At 65.2% G+C, this 22,384-nt stretch carries 21 protein-coding genes and 1 tRNA gene; 14 read left to right on the top strand and 8 right to left on the bottom strand.

The features are described 5' to 3' along the window. Positions 1–6: 6 nt before the first annotated feature. The 5 genes from ACK4FK_RS10460 to ACK4FK_RS10440 all read right to left on the bottom strand — a co-directional run bounded on the left by ACK4FK_RS10460 (position 7) and on the right by ACK4FK_RS10440 (position 3,982). Positions 7–501 carry a plastocyanin/azurin family copper-binding protein gene (locus ACK4FK_RS10460; protein ID WP_409744839.1) on the bottom strand — a complete coding sequence of 165 codons (495 nt, stop codon included), beginning with the start codon at positions 499–501 and terminating at the stop codon, positions 7–9. Positions 502–505: 4 nt separating this feature from the next. After that, entirely contained in the window at positions 506–1,783 is a 1,278-nt protein-coding gene (locus ACK4FK_RS10455; protein ID WP_409744837.1) for a multicopper oxidase family protein, read from the bottom strand. A gap of 5 nt (positions 1,784–1,788) precedes the next feature. Beyond that, complete coding sequence (locus ACK4FK_RS10450; protein ID WP_409744836.1) at positions 1,789–3,138, bottom strand: TolC family protein; 1,350 nt, start codon at positions 3,136–3,138, stop codon at positions 1,789–1,791. 8 nt (positions 3,139–3,146) lie between these two features. After that, the gene (locus ACK4FK_RS10445) at positions 3,147–3,449 is read right to left on the bottom strand and encodes a hypothetical protein (protein ID WP_409744834.1); all 303 of its coding nucleotides are present in this window, start codon (positions 3,447–3,449) and stop codon (positions 3,147–3,149) included. 77 nt (positions 3,450–3,526) lie between these two features. After that, a complete protein-coding gene (locus ACK4FK_RS10440) occupies positions 3,527–3,982 on the bottom strand; it encodes a hypothetical protein (RefSeq protein ID WP_409744832.1) in 456 nt (151 codons plus the stop codon). 89 nt (positions 3,983–4,071) lie between these two features. Here ACK4FK_RS10440 and ACK4FK_RS10435 point away from each other — a divergent pair, with 89 nt between their 5' ends. Beyond that, positions 4,072–4,446 (top strand): hypothetical protein, encoded by a 375-nt coding sequence (locus ACK4FK_RS10435; protein ID WP_409744830.1) that lies wholly within the window; start codon positions 4,072–4,074, stop codon positions 4,444–4,446. A gap of 14 nt (positions 4,447–4,460) precedes the next feature. Here ACK4FK_RS10435 and ACK4FK_RS10430 read toward each other — a convergent pair whose 3' ends face one another. Then, entirely contained in the window at positions 4,461–5,774 is a 1,314-nt protein-coding gene (locus ACK4FK_RS10430) for a flagellar hook protein FlgE (RefSeq protein ID WP_409744828.1), read from the bottom strand. A gap of 199 nt (positions 5,775–5,973) precedes the next feature. Between ACK4FK_RS10430 and ACK4FK_RS10425 the strand changes: the two genes are divergently transcribed. Genes ACK4FK_RS10425 through ACK4FK_RS10410 form a run of 4 tightly spaced genes read left to right on the top strand, consistent with a single transcriptional unit; the run spans position 5,974 to position 11,531 of the window. Next, a complete protein-coding gene (locus ACK4FK_RS10425) occupies positions 5,974–8,229 on the top strand; it encodes an ATP-binding protein (protein WP_409744826.1) in 2,256 nt (751 codons plus the stop codon). Positions 8,230–8,256: 27 nt separating this feature from the next. Further along, entirely contained in the window at positions 8,257–9,126 is an 870-nt protein-coding gene (locus tag ACK4FK_RS10420; RefSeq protein ID WP_409744824.1) for a sulfite oxidase heme-binding subunit YedZ, read from the top strand. 45 nt (positions 9,127–9,171) lie between these two features. Continuing rightward, positions 9,172–10,080: an NAD(P)-dependent oxidoreductase gene (locus ACK4FK_RS10415; protein WP_409744822.1), complete on the top strand. Its 909-nt coding sequence runs from the start codon at positions 9,172–9,174 to the stop codon at positions 10,078–10,080. Then, positions 10,077–11,531 (top strand): N-acyl-D-amino-acid deacylase family protein, encoded by a 1,455-nt coding sequence (locus ACK4FK_RS10410; protein ID WP_409744820.1) that lies wholly within the window; start codon positions 10,077–10,079, stop codon positions 11,529–11,531. The genes ACK4FK_RS10415 and ACK4FK_RS10410 overlap by 4 nt, the downstream gene beginning before the upstream one ends. 1 nt (position 11,532) lies before the next feature. On the opposite strand, the gene ACK4FK_RS10405 is transcribed toward ACK4FK_RS10410, so the two are convergent. Further along, positions 11,533–13,863 (bottom strand): tetratricopeptide repeat protein, encoded by a 2,331-nt coding sequence (locus tag ACK4FK_RS10405; RefSeq protein WP_409744818.1) that lies wholly within the window; start codon positions 13,861–13,863, stop codon positions 11,533–11,535. Positions 13,864–13,906: 43 nt separating this feature from the next. Beyond that, complete coding sequence (locus ACK4FK_RS10400) at positions 13,907–14,593, bottom strand: glutathione S-transferase family protein (RefSeq protein ID WP_409744817.1); 687 nt, start codon at positions 14,591–14,593, stop codon at positions 13,907–13,909. Positions 14,594–14,795: 202 nt separating this feature from the next. On the opposite strand from ACK4FK_RS10400, the gene ACK4FK_RS10395 reads away from it, so the two are divergent. The 9 genes from ACK4FK_RS10395 (at position 14,796) to ACK4FK_RS10355 (ending at position 22,377) form a co-directional block, all read left to right on the top strand. Further along, on the top strand, positions 14,796–15,500 hold the full coding sequence (locus ACK4FK_RS10395) for a glutathione binding-like protein (protein ID WP_409744815.1): 705 nt from the start codon (positions 14,796–14,798) through the stop codon (positions 15,498–15,500). 6 nt (positions 15,501–15,506) lie between these two features. Beyond that, positions 15,507–15,944, top strand: coding sequence for a GNAT family N-acetyltransferase (locus ACK4FK_RS10390; protein WP_409744813.1), 438 nt, complete (start codon positions 15,507–15,509; stop codon positions 15,942–15,944). Positions 15,945–15,954: 10 nt separating this feature from the next. After that, positions 15,955–16,581, top strand: coding sequence for a glutathione binding-like protein (locus ACK4FK_RS10385; RefSeq protein ID WP_409744811.1), 627 nt, complete (start codon positions 15,955–15,957; stop codon positions 16,579–16,581). Then, positions 16,578–17,084 (top strand): YbaK/EbsC family protein, encoded by a 507-nt coding sequence (locus tag ACK4FK_RS10380; protein WP_409744809.1) that lies wholly within the window; start codon positions 16,578–16,580, stop codon positions 17,082–17,084. Before ACK4FK_RS10385 ends, ACK4FK_RS10380 begins: the two co-directional genes overlap by 4 nt. Positions 17,085–17,156: 72 nt before the next feature. Beyond that, a tRNA-Ser gene (locus tag ACK4FK_RS10375) sits at positions 17,157–17,249 on the top strand. A 61-nt stretch (positions 17,250–17,310) separates the two neighbouring features. Then, positions 17,311–18,738 carry a multicopper oxidase family protein gene (locus tag ACK4FK_RS10370; protein WP_409744807.1) on the top strand — a complete coding sequence of 476 codons (1,428 nt, stop codon included), beginning with the start codon at positions 17,311–17,313 and terminating at the stop codon, positions 18,736–18,738. Positions 18,739–18,837: 99 nt separating this feature from the next. Further along, entirely contained in the window at positions 18,838–20,313 is a 1,476-nt protein-coding gene (locus ACK4FK_RS10365) for a DegQ family serine endoprotease (protein ID WP_409744806.1), read from the top strand. A 5-nt stretch (positions 20,314–20,318) separates the two neighbouring features. Then, a complete protein-coding gene (locus tag ACK4FK_RS10360; RefSeq protein ID WP_409744804.1) occupies positions 20,319–20,999 on the top strand; it encodes a response regulator transcription factor in 681 nt (226 codons plus the stop codon). Position 21,000: 1 nt separating this feature from the next. After that, entirely contained in the window at positions 21,001–22,377 is a 1,377-nt protein-coding gene (locus tag ACK4FK_RS10355) for a sensor histidine kinase (protein WP_409744802.1), read from the top strand. Positions 22,378–22,384 lie beyond the last annotated feature (7 nt).

Raw genomic sequence — 22,384 nt, 5'->3', positions numbered from 1 at the left:
CGGATTTCAGCGGACAATGATCCGGCCCTTCATGCCTGCCGGCATGTGGCCTGGTATCAGGCAGCCATAGTCGAAACTGCCGGCCTTGGTGAATTTCCACAGGATGGTCCTGGTCTGGCCGGGTTCGACGGTCACCGCATTCGGATCGTCGTGCTCCATATCCGGATGCTGTTCCATCACCTTGGCGTGCTCAACCAGTTCCTCCATGGTGCCGAGCGTCATTTCATGCCTGAGCTGGCCCGCATTCTTCACCACAAAGCGGATGGTCTCGCCGCGCTTGATGGTAATGGTCTCTGGCGTGAAGCGCATTTCATCGGTCATGACGACATTGATGGTGCGGGCCTTCGCTTTCGGATCCCCCGGTTCGCCCAGGGCGGCGGCATGGCCGTCGTAGCTGCCGCCATGGCTGTGGCCGCCGCTATGGCCCCCGCTGTGGCCAGGCGCGGCGAAAGCCGGCGATGCCAGCAGGAATACGGCAAGAGAAACGGTTTGGATCTTCATTGGTTCAGCCTTTCCATTTGTATGCGACGGTGCCGGGCGGATTCCTGTACCAGCCCGGGTCTCGGAAATCGTTGCGCGCCAGTCCTTCGCGCACCTTCACCACGGTGAACATGCCGCCCATCTCGATGGGGCCGAAGGGGCCGCGCCCGGTCATCATCGGCAGGGTGTTGTCCGGCAGCGGCATTTCCATTTCGCCCATGTCGGCCATGCCACGCTCGCCCATCACCATGTAGTCGGGGATCAGATTCACCATTCGACGTGCAACATGCTTGTGATCGACGCCGATCATGGTCGGCACGTCATGACCCATGGGGTTCATGGTGTGGTGCGACTTGTGGCAGTGGAACGCCCAGTCACCGGGATAGATCGCATCGAACTCGAAGGCCCGCATGGCCCCCACCGGCACATCGATCGTAACCTCGGGCCAGCGCGCCGAAGGCGGCACCCAGCCGCCATCGGTGCAGGTGACGGAAAAATCATAGCCATGCAGGTGGATCGGGTGGTTGGTCATGGTCAGATTGCCCATGCGGATGCGCACGCGATCGCCCTGCCGCACCACCAGCGGGTCGATGCCGGGAAACACCCGGCTGTTCCAGCTCCACAGGTTGAACTCGGTCATGGTGGCGATCTTGGGCGTCGCCGCACCGGGTTCGATGTCATAGGCGTTGATCAGGAACACGAAATCGCGGTCGACGCGGTACTGGTTCGGGTCGCGGGGATGGACCACGAAGAACCCCATCATGCCCATCGCCATCTGCACCATCTCGTCGGCATGGGGGTGATACATGAAGGTGCCCGATTTCTTCAGCTCGAACTCGTACACATAGGTTTCTCCGGGCTTGATCTGCGGCTGGTTCAGGCCGCCCACGCCATCCATGCCGCAGGGCAGAAGCTGGCCGTGCCAGTGGATGGTGGTGTGTTCGGGCAGCTTGTTGGTGACGAACAGGCGCACACGGTCGCCTTCCACCGCCTCGATGGTCGGGCCGGGCGACTGGCCATTATAGCCCCAGAGATTGGCCTTCATGCCGGGAGCCATCTCGCGCACCACCGGTTCGGCCACCAGATGGAACTCCTTCCAGCCATTGTTCATGCGCCATGGCGCCGACCAGCCGTTCAGCGTGACGACAGGATAAAAAGGCCGCCCGGTGGATGGTTGCGGCGGCGGCGCCGTGCCAGGCCCAGCGGCGTAGGCGGGCTCGGGCAGGGCGGCAAGGGCGGAGCGGGCCACGGCTGCGGCGGCGATGCCGCCGGTGGCGGCGAGCAGGTTGCGGCGGGTAAGCATGATTGTCAGCTCCCGGATCTGGTGGCGGCAAGGGTTACGAAGGTGAGGTCGGTATCGGCGATCCAGAAGTCGCGCTGCGCTTCAAGTGCGGCCGTCACTTCGGAGATCTGTTCGCGCGCATCGGCCAGCAGGTCGAAAACGCTGACCAGCATGCCGTTGTAGCGCAGCACCATTTCTTCCCCGATTTTCTGTCGCAGGGGCAGTATCTCGTTCTGGTAATGCTGGGCGAGATCGTAGGCCGTGCGGTAGGCTAGCCAGGCTTCGCGCGCCGATGAGCGGGCGTCGACCGCCGTGTCGGTCAGCCGGTTCACGGCCTGTCGCCAAACCTGCTCCGCCTTGGTCGCCTTGGCATCGCCGAAATCGAAGATCGGGACCTCCAGCCTGATTTCATAGCCTACGCGGTCGGAGCGGCCTTCCTCGCTTTTGCGCACAAAGCCCGTTTCCAGCACGTTCACAAAGCGCAGGGCGCTGGTCAGGCCATGGGCTTTGCGCACGGCTTCCAGTTCCGCCTGCGCTAGCTTGATGTCGAGGCGCCTGCCAATGGCATCGGCCTCGATGTTTCCGGCATCGCGCGGTGTGCCCGGCAATACGGGCAGACGCTCGGGCAGCGTGAAGCGCAGGTCGTCGCCCCACAGGCCCATCAGGCGGGCCAGTTTTTCGCGGGCCGCCGTGGCGCTCAGGCGGCTGCGCGCAAGCCGCGCCGTGGCATCGGCATAAAATAACTGCTCGCGCGCGTAGTCCAGCATGCTCCAGTTGCCAGCCTGATACATGCGCCGGGCCAATTCGGCCTGAACGGACGCGCTTTCGCGCATTGTCTGGATATAGCGTGCCGTCTGTTCGGCGGCGACCGCTTCATACCAGGCGCGTTTGGTCTGCGCGGCCAGGCCGAGAATCTCGCCGGCGGTCTGCAGCTTGGTGCGTTCGAACTGCCGGGCTTCGATGCCGGCCCGCAGCGGCAGGGCGAGCAGGCTGAGTGCATCGATGCTGAAACTGCGTTCGATCTCCACCTCGCCGCTGCGTTGCGTGCGGCTGAAGCCGATCCCCGGGTTCGGCGGGCGCCACGATGCCGTCAGGTCGGCAGCGCCGATGCCAAGTTCGGCCAGCCCGGCCTGCAGACGGCGATTGTTCAGCAGGGCGATCTGCACCGCATCGTCGGCACTGAGCGGTTTTGCCAACAGCCGGTCCAGCGTCGCCCGTGCCGCCTGTTCATCGGCCTCGCTTCGGATCCAGACGGGGCGCTGGCCGATCTGCTGTTCGGTCTGGGCGGCAATATCCTGAAAGGCCTGATTGGCGACGGGTGCTGCACAGGCTCCGAGCGTAAGGAGCAGGGGCAGGGCTAAAACGATCCGCTGCATGGCGCGCCTCAGTGTTTGTGGCCGGCATGGCCGGTTGATGCCGGCGCCGGTTCGGGATTCTTGACGTCATCCTTCAGCGCTCCGGCATGGCCCCCGGTCCGCGCGACCGCATCGTTGGCAGCACGCCAGTCCTGCGCCGCCAGGTCTTCCATCGGCCGGTATTCGCTGAAGGCAGAACGGTAGACCGGCGTGCTGGTCTGCGCGCCGGGATCAATGGCCGACGGCTGTTGCTGTTCCGATGCCGACGTGGCAGCCGGTAAGCAGATCAGAACCAGGCCCATCAGGGCCGGTCGAATGGAGTGGGACGGCATTATGCTCTCTCCGCGGTAGAAAACTTGCTTCGCGTACTGCCCTGGATTGCATGGCAGTGCGCATGAATGGCAAGGTTTCAGACTCGGGGAGGCTCGGCAGGGGGAGGAAGGGCAATGCCAGGCGGCAGGCTGGTTTCAGCCCCCCGCATGCCGGCAGGCGGGTACTCGCTCGCCATGGCGATCGCCGTCACCGGCATTCCCATGGCGCAGAGCATGCAGTCGCTGCACAGACCGCAGCCGGCGAAATCCGGCATATCGGCCGGCGCGGCGTGTCCGCGGCTTTCGTGGCCCTCATGGTCATGGGCGGCAGGGCCGCGGGCATGCTCATGCCCGGCGTGCTCATCTGTTATCTGGAATGCGGCAGGGGCGGGCTGGCCCGCAGCCGGCAGCGCGGCATGCGCCATAGGCATCAGCACCGAGCCGGCCAGCAGCCCTATGGCGGCGGCCCAGGCAATAAGGCTCCTGGCGATCAGGCTCCTGGCGATCAGGCGGGGGCCGGTCCGCCCCTTATGGATGCCGCGTGGTTCGGTCATTCGGGCAACATATTGGCTTCCCATATGGGAGGGTCAAGGCAGTCGGGCGGACAATCTATGTTAAAATGCGGCAGAATCGAGAGACCCGCATGAACCTGATGGAAGCCACCATCTTTGCCATCGTGATCAGCACGCCGCCGGCCGAACTGCCGAGTTTCGGCTGCCGACTGACCGACGACCCCAGGCAGGCGCTTTGCACCAATGATCTGGTGATCCGTGAATTTGACGACGGCACCCTAGAATACAGCAACAAGGTGCGGGTGTCGAAAAACCGGCGGCGCGACCTGCTGTTCTCCAACGGCATCCAGGCGTATTTCGACAGTTTCGGCTGGCTGCAGTTTTCCAATCAGTATGCCGTGCGCCGCATCGAAGGCGACATTTTCCGTGTCGCGCAGCCCAGGGGCCGGGATCTGACCTGTCGCTATTCGCTGCCAGGCAAGCAGACGCGCTGTACGCCGGGCTGAACCGGCATCCGGCGTTACCGCTTCATATCGATGGCGCGAGACAGCATGCTGTCGGCTGCGCTGATCACCTGGCCATTCATCGAATAGGCTTGCTGGGCAACGATCAGCCGGCTCATCTGCTCAGCGACATCGACTGTCGACTGTTCCAGCGCGCCGGCTCGTATCACACCGATACCAGCCTCGTTGTCGCTATCGCCCGGATTGCCGAGCACGACTTCTCCCGATCGTGAGCTTTGCAGGAAAACCGTGCCGTCCACCCTATCCAGGCGGTCAGGTTCGGGGAAATTGGCCAGTAGAAGCTGGCTGCCAACCTGGCTGCGGCCGTTTTCGTAATTATAGATGATGGAGCCGTCCTCGCCGAAGGTGACATATGTGAATTCACCGCCCTTGAGACCGTTCTGATCGATATTCACATTGGTCAGAGCGCTGACATTGCCGCCATACTGCGTCAGGCCGGTGGTGGAGCCGGAATCGAAGGTACCGTTGAATTCGCCAAGGTTCAGCGCAATGGCCTGTGCGCCGCTGCCGAAATCGGTCGACAGGGAAACGGTGGCATCGCCTGTCGTTGTCACAGTCAGGTTGGGATCGGTTGTCGTCATGGTGTTCAACAGGCCGTTGTTGAACGTCACGTTGATCGGGCCAAAGCTGTCGGGCGTACCCCCAGAGGTATTGATCGTCAGTTCCCAGGCATTGTTGCCGGTTTTTTCCCAGACGAGCTGGAAATTGCGGTCGTTGCTTTCGGAATCGATGACGGCGATGCCATTGGAGAAGGTGCTGCCGGTGCTGGCATTGGCCGGCAGATTGACGCGATAGTCCACAGTCGTGGTCGCCACGGCGGCTATGGCCTCGTCGTCCAGTTCGAACGGCGATATCGTGGTGCCGCCCACTTCCGCCGACATCAGATAGTATCCGGCCGAGTTGACCAGCCGGTTGCTGTTATCGAGGCGGAAATCGCCCAGCCGGGTATAATAGACGGTGTCCTCGAAGCCTGTCGGCTCGCCGGTCTCCCGGTCGAAACCGGTCGGCTTGGCAACCGGAATGAAGCCGTTGCCATCCACCGCGATAGACGTGAAGCTGTTGTGGCTGATGATCTGGCCCTGCTGACGGTTTGCGAAGTCGGCGGATGCCGTAACACCCATGTTGCGGTTATTGTCGAGCACCGCGCTGGCGCCCAGCACCTTGTTGGTGACGAGATCGGCGAAGCTGGTTTTCACCTGCTTGTAGCCATTGGTGGTCGCATTGGCCACGTTATCGGAGATATGGCCAATGGCGATCGCCTGGGCGGAAATGCCTTGCACCGCCGTGCCGAGGGCACCGTAATAGGACATGGTTCGACTCCCGAGTCCGCAGAATGTCTCTTGGCAGAAGCCAGCAAGGACCGTGCCGACCCGGGAAATCTTTATAACTATATGATATAAAATAAAAATGATCCCGGAACAAACCTGCCTCGCTAGGCAATATTTGCCGTCTTGCTTTGTCCAGGGGGCCAGGCGGTCATAATATGCCGGCCCGGGATCCCGCATAGCCATGCTGCAATCGCCATTTTCATCCCTGCTGTCGCCGCCGCCTGCGGCAGACGAATCCCGGCTGCTCGCCTGGAGCGGGGAGTTCCGCGACCGTCGCGTCGAACGGATGTACCGGCAGAGCCGGCTAGATCCCGCGCGCCGCATGCTGCAGAGCTGCGGTCTGGCGGCCACCACGGCATTCTGCCTGCTGCTGATCCGCGACTATCTGGTTCATGGCCATGGCCAGGTGTTTCTGTTCTTCGTTCTGGTCCGTGGCCTCGGATTATTCGCCGGCCTCCTGTTCCAGTATCTCGTGCGCCGCCTGAATGATGTTCAGATGCTGGATATCGTTGCCGGCCTGGGCATGGCCACGCTGACCACGCTGACCTTCATGACCTGGATGATCAGCGCCCCACCGGCCCTGAGTGCCGGTTCATTGGTTTTTGCCTATTTGCTCGTCTTCTACCTGCTGGTGCCGTGCTCGGCCAATCTGACCCTTGCGAATGCAGCCTATGTCACCCTTGGCATGTCTCTGCTGACGGCCACATGGCTGTCCTTCGGATCGGAAAATCTGGTCGGCTTGGCGCTGTTTGCCATCATCGGGAACGGCCTTGGTTTTTTTGGCATGCGCCAGATCAAGCTGGAGCGTCGCCGCAATTATATGGCGAACGAGGAGGCCCGGCGGGTAACCGAGGCTCTGACCCTGGCCCGTCAGGAAGGCAGGCGCCGCAACGAATACCAGGCCTGGGCGCTGGACGCGCTGCCGGTCGGCGTCATGCTTTTCCACCCGGATGGAACGATTCATACGATCAACCGGCGTGCGGCAGAGCTGCTGGCCCTGCCATCGGGCACCCTGAATCCCGGCGACAGCCACGAAGCCCTGCTGCGCTTCGTGATTCAGCGGCGCGACTTCGGCGATATCGAGATCAGCGACATGCGCTATCATATCGACCGGCTTATGCGCGGCACATCGGGAACCACGGCGGCACGCCATGTGCCGACCGGAAAGATTCTGGAATTCACCATCGGACGACTGCCAGATCGCTCGGTGGCGGTGACAATTTTCGACGCCAGCGAGCGCTATGCGCTCAATCGCCGCCTGCGGCATGCCGTTGAGGTGGCTGGCGATGGGTTCGTGATCTATGACGCTCATGATCGCATCGCGATCTGCTCCAGCCGGTTTGCCGCATTGTATGGCCTGACCTCGGATCAGGCGGTAGGCATGAGCTTCGAGGAGCTGGTGCAGCGCGGCTATGATCGCGGAGTTTTCAGCCGCGATCCGAAAGACCAGGGTGCGGCTGCGGCGGCGTCGCTGTCCCGGCGGCGTATCCCCGAGCGCATGGTGGAGATACGCACCAATGCCGGGGAATGGTTTCTGGTGCACGAGCGGGTGACGCCGTCGGGCGACCTGGTCGTCGTGCGAACCAATATCACGGCCCGTCGGCGCATGGAGGACGAACTGCGTCGCGCCAAGGAAGAGGCCGAGCGCGCTCTGGTCGATCTGCGCGGCGCCCAGGCCAGCCTGATCCTGGCCGAGAAGATGGCATCGCTTGGCTCGCTGGTAGCCGGCATGAGCCACGAAATCTCCACGCCGCTCGGCATCGGCGTATCGGCAGCCTCGCATCTGGCGGAAGAGATCGATCAACTGACGGTCCGCTTCAAGGACGATCAATTGCGGCGCAGCGACCTACAAGGGTTCATCGAGACCGCAACCGAGGCGACGCGGATCATGCAGGCCAACCTGACCCGTGCCGCCCGCCTGATCCAGGCCTTCAAGCAGGTGGCCGCCGATCAGAGCACCGACGATCTGCGGTTGTTCGACATCGGCGCCTATATGCACGAAATCATGCTCAGCCTGGCGCCGGCCCTGCGCCGTTCGCTTCATGAGGTGCAGATCGACTGTCCGGCCGACCTGATGGTCCGCAGCCGGCCCGGCGCCCTGGGGCAGATCGTGACCAACTTGGTGATGAATGCGCTTCAGCATGCCTTCGAGGATGGCGGGCGGCCAGGCCGGATATGGATCAGTGTGACGCAGCCGCGTGAGGGGCGCATCGCCATCGAATTCCGCGACAACGGGCGTGGCATCGCCACGGCCGACCTGCCGCGCGTGTTTGATCCCTTTTTTACCACCAAGCGCGGCACCGGTGGCACAGGCCTGGGCCTGCATATCGTCTATAATCTGGTCAGCCAGGTTCTGGGCGGCACCATCGCAGTATCCAGCCGCGAGGGCGAGGGCACCCGGTTCACGATAAATTTCCCTCAGGACGCCTCGGCTTAGGGGCTGCGTCAGGTTATATCGGCGGGCATGACCTCTGCCGCACCCTATCGACGTTCGCCGTTTCCGGCGCCCTGGCGCGATGCCGGCGGCAGATTCGTGCCGCTCAAGGCCGTTGTGTTCGGCCTGCTGCTGCTGCCAGCCCTGTGGCTGCTATGGCGCACGGCTCAGCATGACCTTGGCCCGCGGCCGCTGACCGAACTGATCCACCAGACCGGGCTGTGGGCCTTCCGCTTCCTGCTTCTGTCGCTGGCCGTCACGCCGCTACGGCAGATGCTGCGTTATGGCCGGCTGGCACTGGTGCGGCGCATGATCGGGGTGGCGTCGGCGCTATACGCCGCGGCGCATCTGATACTCTATTTCGCCAATCATGCCTTCAATATGGAAAAGGCGCTGCGCGAGATCGTCTCCTCGAACTACCTGCTGATCGGCCTGACCGCCCTGATCGGTTTGCTGGTGCTGGCCGCCACTTCCACCGACGGCATGGTGCGGCGGCTGGGCGGCCGGCGGTGGCAGGCGCTGCACCGCGTCGTCTACCTGCTGGCACCGCTGGCGCTGTGGCACTTCTTCCTGCAGGCCAAGGCCGATGTGGGTGAGCCGACCCTGATGGCCGGATTGCTGCTCTGGCTGCTGGGCTATCGTCTGCTGCGCCGGATTTTTCCTGCCGGAACCACGCTGCCCTGGCCGGGGCTGGTTGCTCTGGCGCTGGGCAGCGCTGCATGCACCATGGGGGGCGAGGCACTTTATTTCTGGTTGCGCAGCGGCGCGCCATGGCTGCTTGTGCTTGAAACCAACCTCACCGTGGATATGGGCCTGCGGCCCGGCATGGCCGTTTTGCTGGTCGCAACAGGGGTGACACTCGCCGCGCTGACCGTCAGTATACGACTCGCCCGCCGTTGAAGGGCGAGGAATCAAGCTGCCGTATCTCATCGGGGGAGTCCTGCCTTGCGTGCCGTTTTCGTCGATGCCAATCCCACTCTCGGCGACCTGGCCGAGCGCCTGCGCAAACCCTCCGACCCGCCGGTCGGCGTCAATCGCCAGCCGGATGTGAAGCCCGAGGAGTTGCCCCGTGTCCTGGATGGCGCGCCGGTGGCCTGGATCGATCATACCTATCTGCCCACCGCCATCGCCGCCCAATGCAAGGGCCTGAAGCATGTCGTGTTCCTCGGCACCGGCGCGCGCAGCTACATGCATATCGAGGAGCTCGCTGGCCTGGGGATCGAGGTGCATCTGATCAAGGGCTATGGCGATACCGCCGTAGCCGAATGCGCCTTCGCGCTGATGTGGGCCGCCGCCAAGGGCTTTGCCCGCATGGACCGCGAGATGCGGACCGGCAACTGGCTGCGGCTGGATGGCGTGGAACTCACCGGCAAGACGGTCGGGCTGATCGGCTATGGCGGCATCGGCGCCGAGATGGCGCGGCTGTGTCGCGGCGCGGGAATGAATGTGCTGGCCTGGAACCGCAGCGCCAAGAGCGCCGAAGGCGTGCGTTTCGTGCCGATCGACGAATTGCTGGCGCAGAGCGACGTGGTCTCGATGCATCTGCTGCTCAACGACGAGACGCGCGGTTTCCTGTCGGCCCCGCGCATCGCGCAGATGAAGCGTGGCGCCATCCTCGTCAATACCGCGCGCGGCGCGGTGGTGGACGAGGCGGCGATGATCGCGGCGCTGAAATCCGGCCAGCTCGGCCATGCGGGCCTCGATGTCTATGATGTCGAGCCGCTGCCCAGGGACCATCCGCTCACGAAACTCGATAACGTCACGCTGTCGGCCCATTCGGCCTTCCGCACGCCGGAAGCCAGCATGAACCTGATCGAGGCGGCGCTCAACCATACCCGAAGGATCGCCGGATGACCCGCCGCTACGATCTGGCCATCCGCAACGCCCGCATATTCGATGGCAGCGGCGCGGAGTCCTTCATGGGGGACGTGGCGATCAGCGGCGACCGCATCGCCGCCATCGGCGACCTGGGCGCAGCCTCGGCCGACCGCGAAGTGGACGCGAAGGGCCAGGCGCTGGCGCCGGGCTTCATCGACGCCCACACGCATGACGACGGCGCGGTGCTGCACGGGCCTGACTGCATGCATTGCAAGCTCAGCCAGGGCGTCACCAGCGTGGTGGTCGGCAATTGCGGCATCAGTCTGGCACCGGCCACGATGACGCGACGCCCGCCGCCGCCGCTCGACCTGGTCGGCGGCCCGGAAGCCTGGCAGTTCCCAAGCTTCGCCGATTATGCCGAACGCCTGCGCAGGGTGCCACCACCCACCAACACCTATGCGCTGGTGGGCCATATGTCGCTGCGCGTGCAGGCGATGGATCACGACATCAACCGCGCCGCGACGGCCAGGGAAGCCGCGCAGATGAAGCAGCGCCTGGAAGAGTCGCTGGAGCAGGGCGCCTCCGGGCTGTCCTCGGGCCTGTGGTATCCGCCCAGCCGCCATGCGCCGACCGACGAAGTGATTGCGGTGGGCGAGGCCCTGCGCTCGCGCGGCGGCCTTTATGTCACGCATATGCGCGACGAAGCCGATGGCGTGATCGACAGTATCGAAGAGACGCTGAAGATCGGCCGCGATACCGGCTCGGCTGTGGTGATCAGCCACCACAAATGCACCAACCCCGAGAATTTCGGCCGTTCGGTCGAGACGCTGGCCCTGATCGACCGCGCATCGAAAACGCAGACGGTTGATTTCGACGTCTATCCCTATATCGCCAGTTCCACGGCCCTGCTGCCCGATCGCCTGCGCGACGACATGCCGGTGCAGATCGCCACCTCCGAGCCTTACCCCGAGATGAAGGGCCGCATGCTGGCCGATATCGCCAGGGAATGGGGCGTCGACCAGGTGACGGCGGCCAAGCGCCTGCTGCCGGCTGCGGCGATCTATTTCATGATGGACGAGGCGGATGTGCAACGCATCATCGCCCATCCGCGCAGCATGATCGGTTCCGACGGTCTGCCCAGCAACGACATGCCGCATCCGCGCCTTTGGGGCACGTTCCCGCGCGTGCTGGGACATTATGCCCGCGATCTGAAACTGCTGTCGCTGGAGCAGGCGGTGCACAAGATGACGGGTCTGACCGCGAAGGTCTTCGGCATGGTGGATCGCGGCACGATCCGCGAAGGCGCCTATGCCGATCTGGTGCTGTTCGATCCTGCCACGGTGATCGACACCGCCACATTCACCGCGCCAAAGACGCCGGCGAAAGGGATCCTGGAAGTCTGGGTCAATGGCGTGTCGAGCTATGTCGGCGAGACGGGCGTCACCGGTGCCAGCGCCGGGCGTCTGATTACCCGCAACGTCGCCTGAATCAGCGCCGCCGTTCCAGTTCCTCGGCCAGCACGGTTTCGAAAACCCGCACCACCTCGGCATTGCCGTCCAGTTTCGGAGCGGCGCCGCGCAGGGCCGCGCGCCGTACAGCATAGGCCGGGGCATTGCCGCGGCATTCCTGCGCCAGGGCGGTTGCGATCCCGAGATACTGTTCGGCGTCGCCAGCAATCGTTTCGGTCGTATCGATCTGGCGCAACGCGCCGGCCGCCAGGCGCTGGCGCATGAAGCCGCCTTCCAGCGTCACGATGGGCAGGCCGCGGTGCAGGGCCTGCCAGGCGGTGGTGTAGCCGGAAAAACCCGGGCAATCGAGATAGACATCCATCTCATCCAGCAGGCTGTAGAATTGCGGCATGGGCAGCCAGGGCAGGGATACGAACACGCTGTCGCCATCGACGCCGATCCTGGCGCAGGCCTGGCGCAGGCGGTCGAGCAGCCGTTCGCTCTGCACCGGTTCGTCGGCCCGCAGCATGATGAATATTCGGCAGGGGCCGGCTGCGCGGGCGATACGGGCGTAGAGGGCATCGTCGGCGGGGTCGAACTTGAAGGCATGCTGGCACAGCACGAAACGTGCGATGCGGCGGTCTGACGGCAAAAGAGCGGCAATCTCGGGCGGCAGCGGCATGGGCAGCACCGGCGGCGACAGCGTGCAGGCCCCGGTGCCGGGCAGACGCACCAGCCGCTCGCGGTAGTGCCGCGCCGCATTTGGCGGCTCCAGCAGATCGCCTGACAGGTACAGGTCGATTTCGGGCAGTCCCGTCGTTACGGGATGGCCCCAGCCGGCTGCCTGCACCGGTGCCAGCCGCAGATTGGCCAGCCGGTTGGTCAGCGCATCCATGCCGATCTCCGGGTAATACAGGATGTCGGGCTGCTCGCCACGCAGGATGTCCAGGGCGGCCCGGAAATCGCGTGGATGCGGGTACAGGCGATCGACCATGCCGCGCACGGCAGCCATGTCGGCCTCGCTGGCCGTTCCGGTATGCAGCAGCACGGTCTCGAACCGCGTGCGGTCGATCTGGCTCAGCAGCCCGTTCAGCACCACGGTCCACACCGAATGGCTGCGGATGTATTTCGTCACGACGCACAGCCTGATGCGTTGCCGCGCCGGCGGCTGCGGCGATGGCAGGGGAAAGGCATCGCGCATCAGCGCGGCGGTGGCATCGCCGAAAGCCGACAGCCGCAAGCGATGGTCGCCGGCGCGATAGGCCAGGTAGAAAGGCTGCTTGTGACCCACATGCTCGGCTGCGGCGCGCCGATTGCCTGGCTGCAGCGCATGCTGCGTCCAGTGCTGCAACTCGGCGTCGAAGGCCTGCACGCCCTGTTCTGCGGATGCGGGGCTGTCGGGCAGGGCCGGCAGGCAATGCATCAGTTTGGTCAGGCGTAGCAATGCGTCATCGGGATGTGCCAGCAGCGCGGCGTCGACCACCAGCTTTGCATCGTCGGCATCGCCGCGCTGATGCAGCAGGTCGGCAAGGTTTACGCTGATGGCGGCATGCTGCGGTTCCTGATGCAGGGCCAGCCTGAGCAGTGCGATGGCCTCCTCGGAGCGGCCGGTTTCGCCCAGCAGCAGACCCAGGTTGTTCATCGCCTCGGTGAAGCCGGGATCCCTGGCAATGGCTCGGCGATAGGCGTCTTCGGCCTCCGCAAGCCGACCCTGCTCATGCAGCAGGTTGGCAAGGTTGAATTCGGCATGCGGGTAATTCGGTTTCAGTTCGAGGGCGTGGCGATAGCCTTGCTCCGCCTCCGCCATCTTGCCCAGACCGTGATACAGCGATGCCAGGTTGTTCGCGGCTTTGGCGTAGGGGCTGCGCGCCAGGGCCGCCCTGTAGGCAGCCTCCGCCTCGTCATGGCGCTGCTGTGCGGTCAGAACGCTGGCGTAATCATTCAGCGCCTGCGACGCAAAGACCGGGTCGGGGGCCAGCTTTACGCTGCGGCGATAGGCATACTCGGCCTTGCCGAGATGTCCCATGCGTTCCTGCACGCTGCCCAGCGCATGATGAAGATGGGGATCATTGGGCATCAAATCGATGGCGCGACGATAGACCGCGGCTGCCTTTTCCGGCGAGTAACGCTGCTGCAGCAGGGTGGCGAGCCGGATCCAGGCAGCCGGGTTTTGCGGCGCGACCTGCACCCCGCGGCGGCGATAGTCTTCGGCCTTGGCGAGGTCGCCCAGGGCTTCCGCACAGCCTGCGGCAAGGTCGAGCAGGGCCGGATCGTCCGGCCGTTGCGCCAGCACGGCCTCGGCCTGGGCCAGGGCGGCGGCCAGGTCGGCAGCCAGGTCGGCGGACGGGGCGGCGGGCGAATCCTCGGTCATGGCCGCAAGCCTCGCTTGGCTGCGGCCATCTGGCAACCGGGGGCTAGACCAGGGCCTGCAGAAAGGCGGGCAGGGGACGGCCCTGGCTCAGCAGCCAGCGGCCCATGGCGCCGGCCACCTGCCGGACGCTGTGCCGTTCGCCCATCCACGCCCGCCAGGCGACCAGCCGCGTGGCGTCGGCGGGGATCGGCGCGCCCATGCGGTCGCCGAAAATCTGCGCCATGTAGAAGGCGATGTCGGTATAGCTGAAGCCATCCCCGCACAGCCAGGGCCGTCCGTCATCCAGCAGGCTGTCCATGCGGGCATAGAACTGCGCCGCGCCGGCGCGCGCAGCCACGGCGGCCGCGTCGGTGGGCGCGGCCTGCAGGCCCATGAGGCGGATGATATGCGGGAAATAGACCTCGTCCGACTGCAGTTCCAGCAGTCGGGCCCGCGCACGGCCGGCAATGTCGCGCGGCCATAGCGGCGGCTCGGGGCAGAGGTCTTCCAGGTATTCGAATATCTGCGTGGAGTCGAAAATCTCCACCGCGCCATGCACCAGCACCGGCACCTGTCGTTTCGGGTTGATGCGCAGCACTTCCCCGTGCTTGGGCTCGTACAGCGCCTTCATGTCAAAAGGCACCATCACGACCTCGGCCTCCAGGCCCTTTTCCAGCACGGCGATCTGGGCCTTGGCCCCGAACATGCTCAAGGGGCCGGAATAGAGCCGGATCGGGCGGTGCTGCGTCATGGGAGTCTCCATCTTCCGATGGAGCAGGTTGGCACGGCGCGATCCCTATTCTGGCAGCAGTCTGGCAGGGGCCGGGCCGGGGCCTGATTGCCCACGGGGAAAGGCTTGTTCGGCTTCGCTTGCGCGCTAACTGGACCCGGCCTGCGCCTTGCCGCGCGGTTGATCCTGTTCCATCCTTTGCCTGTCTAGCCCGGAGACGCCCATGATTGACCTGTATTACTGGCCGACGCCCAACGGCCACAAGATCACCCTGTTCCTGGAAGAGACCGGCACGCCCTACACGATCAAGCCGGTGAACATTTCCAAGGGCGAGCAGTTCGAGTCCGATTTCCTGAAGATTGCGCCGAACAACCGCATGCCGGCGATCGTCGACCACAAGCCGGCGGATGGCGGCGCGCCGGTCAGCGTGTTCGAGAGCGGCGCCATCCTGCTCTATCTCGCCGACAAGTACAAAAAACACATCCCGCAGGACCTGCGTGGCCGCGTCGCCTGCACCGAATGGCTGATGTGGCAGATGGGCGGCCTCGGCCCCATGTGCGGCCAGAATCATCATTTCAGCCAGTATGCGCCCGAGAAAATCCCCTACGCGATCAACCGCTATGTGAACGAGACCAACCGGCTCTATGGCGTGCTGAACAAGCGCCTGGACGGCCGCGCCTTCATCTGCGGCGACGAATACACCATTGCCGACATGGCCAGCTATCCCTGGATCGTGCCGCATGAGCGCCAGGGCCAGAAGCTGGAGGATTTCCCAAACCTCAAGCGCTGGTTCGACAGCATCTGGGCCCGGCCCGCCACCAAGGTCGCCTACGAGAAGGGCAAGGCGATCAACCAGGGCGTTCCGGTGATGACCGAAGAGGCCAAGAAGGTGCTGTTCGGTCAGACTGCCAGCGTGGTGAAGGGGTAGGCCGTCATGCAGAACGCCAAGGTCGAAATCGCCGATACCGACGCGAAGATCGCCGCCTGTTTCCCGGTGATGCACGAATTGCGGCCGCATCTGAAGGATGCCGCCGAGCTGGTGGCGCGGGTGAAGCGCCAGCACAAGGAAGGTTTTATGCTGGCCTATGCCGCCGACGGCAACGGTGTGCCTGCGGCCTGCATCGGCTTTCGCCGGCAGGAGCGGCTGGTGCATGGTCCGCTGATCTATGTCGACGATCTGGTCACTACGGCCACCGGCCGCTCGCGTGGTTATGGCGCGCTGCTGCTCGACTGGGTGGAGGGCATCGCCAGGCACGAGGGCCGCAAGGTGGTGGACCTCGATTCCGGCACGCATCGCGCGGAAGCGCACCGCTTCTATTTCCGCCAGCGCTACAGCATCTCCAGCTTCCATTTCCTCAAGCACATCAAGTAAGGATTTCGCCGTGATCGACTTATACACCTGGGGCACGCCGAACGGTCGCAAGGTCTCCGTGATGCTGGAGGAAAGCGGCCTGAAGTATCAGGCCTTCCCGATCAACATCACCAAGGACGAGCAGTTCGATCCGGATTTCCTGAAAGTGAATCCGAACAACAAGATCCCCGCCATCGTCGACCATGAACCGCCGGCCGCCTACGGCACCAAGCCCTATGCCGTGTTCGAGTCCGGCGCGATCCTGATCTATCTGGCCGAAAAAAGCGGCCAGTTCCTGCCCAAGGATGCCGCCGCGCGCATGCAGGCGATCCAGTGGCTGATGTGGCAGATGGGCGGCTTCGGCCCCATGCTGGGCCAGACGCATCATTTCGTGCGTTTCGCCAAGGAGAAGGTGCCCTACGCCATCGACCGCTTCACCACCGAGACGCAGCGGCTCTACAAGGTGCTGGACGGCCATCTGGCGAAAAACGAATTCCTCGCCGGCAGGGAATACTCCATTGCCGACATGGCGACCCTGCCCTGGGCGGCACGCCATGAATGGCACCTGATCGACCTGGCGACCTATCCGAACGTGAAGCGCTGGTACGATGCGCTGATGGCCCGGCCGGGCGTGCAGCGCGGCTTCGAGGTGCCATGAGCGAGACGGCCGAAACCGCGGCCGTTCTGGCCAGCGCCTCGGTGCAGCGCGTGCAGGCCGCCCTGGCCGAACGCGGCGCGCATGGCCGCATCATCGTGCTGGACGGCGCGGCGCGCACGGCGGCCGAAGCGGCGGCCGGGCTGGGCTGCGAAGTGGGCGCCATCGTGAAGTCGCTGGTGTTTGCTGCCGAAGGCAACCCAGTGATGGCCCTGGTCGCCGGCGACCGGCAATGCGACGTGGCGGCCCTGGGCCGCGCGCTGGGGCTGAATGCACCGCCCGGGCGTGCCGATGCAGCCCTGGTGCGTCGGGCCACCGGTTTTGCCATTGGCGGCGTGGCGCCGCTGGGTCATGTGGAGGCCCTGCCGGTCGTGATCGACGACAGTCTCCAGCGTTTCCCGCTGCTGCATGCCGCCGCTGGCCACCCGCATGCGGTTTTCCCGTTGTCCTACAGCGAGTTGGTGGCCTGGACCGGCGGCAAACCGGCCGCCATTTCAGCGGCTTAGGATCGTTGACAGGCCAGCCCCTGAGCCTTAGAAGAGGCCCCGCATACACTGTGTTAATACCCACTCGCGTGCGGAGGGGTGGCCGAGTGGCTGAAGGCAGTGGTTTGCTAAATCACCGTACGATGTCAAGTCGTACCGCGGGTTCGAATCCCGCCCCCTCCGCCACTTACTTTTCTGTTTGTCTGCGCCAGCCGTCGCCAGCGCTCTCCCGTCCCGGAGGCCGCTCATGTCCGCTGTTCTGACCCGCCGCCATCTGCTGCAAGCGGGTCTGGGCGCGGTGGCCGTCGCCCTGCTGCCGCGCGGCGCGGCGGCTCTGCCGGTCAGCTACCAGCTCACGGCCAGGCGCGTGCCCAGGACCCTGCCGGGCTGCGTCGGTCCATCCGATCTCTGGCTCTATGACGACGACCGCAACGAGACCCTGCCCATCGTGCTGCGTGCCACGCGCGGCGAGGGCTTCACCGCCACGCTGAAGAACGAGCTGGCCGAGCATACCGCCATCCACTGGCATGGCGTGCGTGTGCCCTTTGCCATGGATGGCGTGCCCTACATCACCCAGCCGCCGGTGCGGCCGGGCGAGAGCTTCGAATACAGCTTCGCGCCGCCCGATCCCGGCACCTTCTTTTTCCATCCCCATTGCAACACGGTGGAGGCGCTGGGGCGCGGGCTGGCCGGTGTGCTGATCGTGGACGATCCGCGCGACCAGGGCCTGTTCGACGTGGAGCATGTGATCGCGCTGAAAGACTGGCGCGTGCAGCATGACGGCCGCTTCGAGGATTTCCTCACCGATGCCGGCGCGGCGAAGGCCGGCAGTTTCGGCAGCCTGCGCACCGCCAACGGCATGGTGGCGCCAACGATCAGCGTGCCGCCGGGTGCCCGCGTGCGTCTGCGGATCCTCAATCTGGATTCCACCCGCATCCCGCAACTCGATCTGCCCGGCGCGAAGGCCGTGGTGATCGCCACCGATGGCAATGCCTGCACACCCTTTGCCCTGCAGGGCTGGCGGCTTGGGCCGGCCATGCGTGCCGATGTGGCCTTCGTCGCGCCCGAGAAAGCCGGTGTCGAAATCGCGCTGCAGGATATCTTCAGCACGAAGCCGCGCGTGCTGGCCAGGATCGCCACGGCCGGCGCGGCGATGCGCAGTACAAAGGCGACCCTGCGCCTGCCCGAGGCGGAACTGCCGCAGCCCGACTTGAAAACGGCGCAGAAGCTTGAATTCAGCCTTCTGGCCGGCAATCCCGATCCGGCCCTGCAGGCCTGGGCGAAGCAGATGAGTGTCAGCCCCGATGAAATCTGCCTGACGCAGAAGGTGTTCTGGTCGATCAACCGTCAGGTCTGGCCGGGTATGGGCCCAGGAGCAGAGCAGGGGGCGTTGCCGCCGCCGTTGGCCGAACTCAAATCGGGCCGCAGCTACATCGTCGAGCTGTTCAACGGCACGCCGCACCAGCATCCCATGCACCTGCACGGCCATACCTTCCGCGTGCTGGGCTCGTCGGAGCGCGACCTGCCGCCGCACTGGGCCGACACCGTGCTGGTGCGGCCCAAGGAGCGCGTGCGCATCGCCTTCGTCGCCGGCCAGCCGGGCGACTGGATGTTTCACTGCCATATCATCGAACACCAGGAAACCGGCATGATGGGCTACCTGCGGGTGGCCTGAGGCCGAAGATTAAATTTAATTAATCCGCCGTTCAGGCACCGGGAAACCGGGCGTTCCTATCTTGGCGTCATGGATGTTCACCTGCACAGGAGCAGACCCATGAAAGCCGAACGTTCTTCCTTTAGGCGCATTCTAGTCGCCGTCCTGCTGGCCAGCACGATCCTATCGGGCGGCGGCGGGTACCTCGCCGCCCGCGCCCTGGCGGCCAACGACGCCGCGCTCCCGGCCGCGCCGGTCGAGCAGCTTGCCGTCAAACCCTCCTTCGCCGATCTGGTCGAAAAGGTGAAGCCCGCCGTGGTGAACATCGCCACCACCGAGAAGGCGACGCGCCAGGCCCAGCGCCTGCCGCAATCGCCGTTTCCCCCCGGCTCGCCGTTTGAGGAATTCTTCCGCCAGTTCGGCGACCAGCAGCAGCGCCGCAGCGGGCCGCAGCATGCCCTGGGCTCGGGCTTCATCATCGACCCCGCCGGCTACGTCGTGACCAACAACCATGTGGTCGATGGCGCCGACAAGATCGTGGTGACGCTGGACGATGGCCGCGAATTTCCCGCCACGGTGAAGGGTCGCGATGCCAAGACGGATCTCGCCCTGCTTAAGATCGAGAGCAAGACGCCGCTGCCCTATGTGGCCTTCGGCGATTCCGACCGCGCCCGCATCGGCGACTGGGTGGTGGCGGTGGGCAACCCGTTTGGCCTCGGCGGCAGCGTTTCGGCCGGCATCGTCTCGGCGCGTGGCCGCAACCTGAACAGTGGCCCCTACGACAATTTCCTGCAGATCGACGCGCCGATCAATCCGGGCAATTCCGGTGGCCCGCTGTTTGATCAGTCGGGCAAGGTGATCGGCATCGCCACGGCGATCTACACGCCCAATGGCGGCAATGTCGGCATCGGTTTTGCCGTGCCGTCCAATCTGGCCGGCAGCGTGATCGCGCAGCTTAAAGACAGCGGCATGGTGGCGCGTGGCTGGCTCGGCGTCACCATGCAGCCGATGACCGAGGCCCTGGCCAAGGCGGTTGGCCGCAAGAATGCCGAAGGCGTGCTGGTGAACGATGTGCAGGCCGATGGCCCGGCCGCGAAAGCCGGGCTGAAGCAGGGCGACGTGGTGATCGCACTGAATGGCAATACGATCCGCGATCCGCGTGATCTGGCGACCCAGGTGGCCGGGCTGAAGGCGGGCGACAGGGCGAAGCTCGATGTCTGGCGCGAGGGCAGGGAGAAGACGCTGACCATCACGGTCGGCAGCCAGCCGGCCGAACGGAGCGCGGCGCTGGACGAGGCGGGCAGGGAGGAGCGCGTCGGCCTGGCGCTGGCGCCGGTGACGCCGGAACTGCGCGCCCGCCTGGGCCTCGATGAGGCCAAGGGGGCGGTCGTCACCGAAGTGACGCCCGACAGCAGGGCCGAGGAAAGCGGCGTGCGGCCGGGCGACGTGATCCTGGGCGTTGCCGGCCATGCGGTGGCGAATCCGGCCGAAGCGGCCGAGCAGATCGAGACGGCGCGCCAGCAGCACAGGGAAGCCGTCACCCTGCTGGTCAGGCGCGAGGGCACCACCTATTATCTGGCCCTGCAACTGGCCTGAAGACGATGAAAATTCTGATCGTTGAAGACAATCCGCAGGTCGCCCAGTTCATCCGCAAGGGACTGGGCGAAGCGGGCCATACCGTCGACCATGCCGATAACGGCCGCGATGGCCTGTTCCTCGCCACCACGGAGCAATACGACGCCATCATCATGGACCGCATGCTGCCGGGCGGCGTGGATGGGCTGGGCATCGTCGATGCCCTGCGCCGCACCGGCAACACCACGCCGATCCTGATCCTCAGCGCGCTGGCGGATGTGGACGAACGCATCCGCGGCCTGCGTGCCGGGGGCGACGACTACCTGACCAAGCCTTTTGCCTACGGGGAGTTGGAGGCACGGCTGCAGGCCCTGGTGCGGCGGGGGCGCACGGCGCCGACCCAGACCATGCTAGAAGTGGGGGATCTCAGTCTCGACCTGCTGAAACGGCAGGCCATGCGCGGCGGCAAGGTCATCGCCCTGAAACCGCGCGAATACAAGCTGCTGGAATACCTGATGCGCCATGCCGGCCAGGTGGTGACCCGCACCATGCTGCTGGAGAATGTGTGGGAATACCATTTCGATCCGCAGACCAACGTGATCGACGTGCATATCAGCAACCTGCGCCAGAAGATCGATGCCGGCACTGAGAAGCCCCTGCTGAAGACCGTGCGCGGCGCGGGCTACATGATGGCGGCCGAGGCCTGAGATGCTGCATTCGACCTCGCTGCGACTGGCGCTGGGCTATGCAGCCCTGTTCATCGCCTCGTCGCTGCTGCTGGTCGGGCTTTTGTGGTGGAACACCACCGGGTATCTGGACCGCGAGACCGACGCGGTGATCGCGGCCGATACGCGGGCCATCGGCGACCGGCTCAGCGATTTCGGCCTGGCCGGCGCGATCCAGACGATGAACGAACGTGTCGAGGCCGAGTCCGCCGATGGCAAGGCGATCTATCTGCTGACCGATCCGCGCTTAAGGCCGCTGGGCGGCAATGTCGACGCCTGGCCGCTGAAGGTGGGCCCGGCGCCGGGCTGGTATGAAGTGGACCTGGTGTATCGTGGCAAGCTGCATGCCACGCGGCTGCTGCATGTGGTGCTGCCGGGCAACTATCAGCTTCTGGTTGGCCGGGACGTGCAGGAGCGCGTGGCGATCCGCAACCTGTTCCTGCGCAGTCTGGTCTGGGTCGGCGCCATCGTCGTGGCGCTCGCGCTGCTGGGCGGCTGGCTGCTGCGGCGCGGCGTGCAGCGCCGTATCGAAAGCATCAACCGCACCGCCACCGCCATCGTGCAGGGCGATCTGGCCCGCCGCGTGCCGGCCGGGCTCGGCAACGACGAATTCGACCAGCTTGTCGTCACCATCAACCGCATGCTGGACCAGATCCAGCAACTGATCGAAGGCGTGCGCAACGTCTCGAATGCCATCGCCCACGATCTGCGCACGCCGCTGGCCGAGGTGCGGGCTAGGCTGGAAAGCCTGCTGCGCCGCGCGGAGGGGCCGGAGGCGACGCTGGACGAAGTCGCGGCGGCGATTGGCGGCATCGACCGGCTGATCGGCGTGTTTAATGCCCTGCTGCGCCTGGCCGAGATCGACAGCGGCCTGCGCCGCGCCGGCTTCGGCAAGGTCGACCTCGCCGCCCTGCTGGCCGATACGGCCGAACTCTACGGTCCGGCGGCAGAGGCGCGCGGCCTCAGCTTCACGCTGGAGACCGCGCCGGGCCTCACGGCCGACGGCGATCCCTCGCTGCTGGCCCAGGCGGTCGGCAACCTGCTCGACAACGCCATCAAATACACCCCGGCCGGCGGCAATATCCGGCTCAGCCTGCTCCGGGACGGCGCAAATGGCGCCGCCATCGCCGTGGCCGATACCGGACCGGGCCTGACCGACGAGGAGCGGACCCGCGCCACCGACCGCTTCTATCGCGGCGACAGCAGCCGTTCGACCGCCGAGGGTGTCGGGCTGGGCCTCAGCCTCGTTGCTGCGATTGCGAAGCTGCATGGCGGCACTCTGCGGCTGGAAGACCACCAGCCGGACCAGACCCCGCGGGGCCTGCGCGCGGTGTTGGCTTTGCCGGCCCCGGCTTGCTAAGCTTGGG

The organism is Ferrovibrio sp. (genome assembly GCF_046297895.1).
Classification (GTDB): Bacteria; Pseudomonadota; Alphaproteobacteria; order Ferrovibrionales; family Ferrovibrionaceae; genus Ferrovibrio.
Note: the sequence above shows the minus strand (reverse complement) of the source record. Positions and strands in the feature narration are given on the sequence as shown.

Bases quoted from the DNA above. Each gene is read 5' to 3' on its own strand.
- ACK4FK_RS10455 (WP_409744837.1), bottom strand. From the start codon at position 1,783: ATGCTTACCCGCCGCAACCTGCTCGCCGCCACCGGCGGCATCGCCGCC.
- ACK4FK_RS10425 (WP_409744826.1), top strand. From the start codon at position 5,974: ATGCTGCAATCGCCATTTTCATCCCTGCTGTCGCCGCCGCCTGCGGCA.
- ACK4FK_RS10380 (WP_409744809.1), top strand. From the start codon at position 16,578: ATGAGCGAGACGGCCGAAACCGCGGCCGTTCTGGCCAGCGCCTCGGTG.
- ACK4FK_RS10435 (WP_409744830.1), top strand. From the start codon at position 4,072: ATGAACCTGATGGAAGCCACCATCTTTGCCATCGTGATCAGCACGCCG.
- ACK4FK_RS10360 (WP_409744804.1), top strand. From the start codon at position 20,319: ATGAAAATTCTGATCGTTGAAGACAATCCGCAGGTCGCCCAGTTCATC.
- ACK4FK_RS10445 (WP_409744834.1), bottom strand. From the start codon at position 3,449: ATGCCGTCCCACTCCATTCGACCGGCCCTGATGGGCCTGGTTCTGATC.
- ACK4FK_RS10395 (WP_409744815.1), top strand. From the start codon at position 14,796: ATGATTGACCTGTATTACTGGCCGACGCCCAACGGCCACAAGATCACC.
- ACK4FK_RS10440 (WP_409744832.1), bottom strand. From the start codon at position 3,982: ATGACCGAACCACGCGGCATCCATAAGGGGCGGACCGGCCCCCGCCTG.
- ACK4FK_RS10355 (WP_409744802.1), top strand. From the start codon at position 21,001: ATGCTGCATTCGACCTCGCTGCGACTGGCGCTGGGCTATGCAGCCCTG.
- ACK4FK_RS10460 (WP_409744839.1), bottom strand. From the start codon at position 501: ATGAAGATCCAAACCGTTTCTCTTGCCGTATTCCTGCTGGCATCGCCG.
- ACK4FK_RS10365 (WP_409744806.1), top strand. From the start codon at position 18,838: ATGAAAGCCGAACGTTCTTCCTTTAGGCGCATTCTAGTCGCCGTCCTG.
- ACK4FK_RS10420 (WP_409744824.1), top strand. From the start codon at position 8,257: ATGACCTCTGCCGCACCCTATCGACGTTCGCCGTTTCCGGCGCCCTGG.
- ACK4FK_RS10410 (WP_409744820.1), top strand. From the start codon at position 10,077: ATGACCCGCCGCTACGATCTGGCCATCCGCAACGCCCGCATATTCGAT.
- ACK4FK_RS10430 (WP_409744828.1), bottom strand. From the start codon at position 5,774: ATGTCCTATTACGGTGCCCTCGGCACGGCGGTGCAAGGCATTTCCGCC.
- ACK4FK_RS10370 (WP_409744807.1), top strand. From the start codon at position 17,311: ATGTCCGCTGTTCTGACCCGCCGCCATCTGCTGCAAGCGGGTCTGGGC.
- ACK4FK_RS10405 (WP_409744818.1), bottom strand. From the start codon at position 13,863: ATGACCGAGGATTCGCCCGCCGCCCCGTCCGCCGACCTGGCTGCCGAC.
- ACK4FK_RS10390 (WP_409744813.1), top strand. From the start codon at position 15,507: ATGCAGAACGCCAAGGTCGAAATCGCCGATACCGACGCGAAGATCGCC.
- ACK4FK_RS10400 (WP_409744817.1), bottom strand. From the start codon at position 14,593: ATGACGCAGCACCGCCCGATCCGGCTCTATTCCGGCCCCTTGAGCATG.
- ACK4FK_RS10450 (WP_409744836.1), bottom strand. From the start codon at position 3,138: ATGCAGCGGATCGTTTTAGCCCTGCCCCTGCTCCTTACGCTCGGAGCC.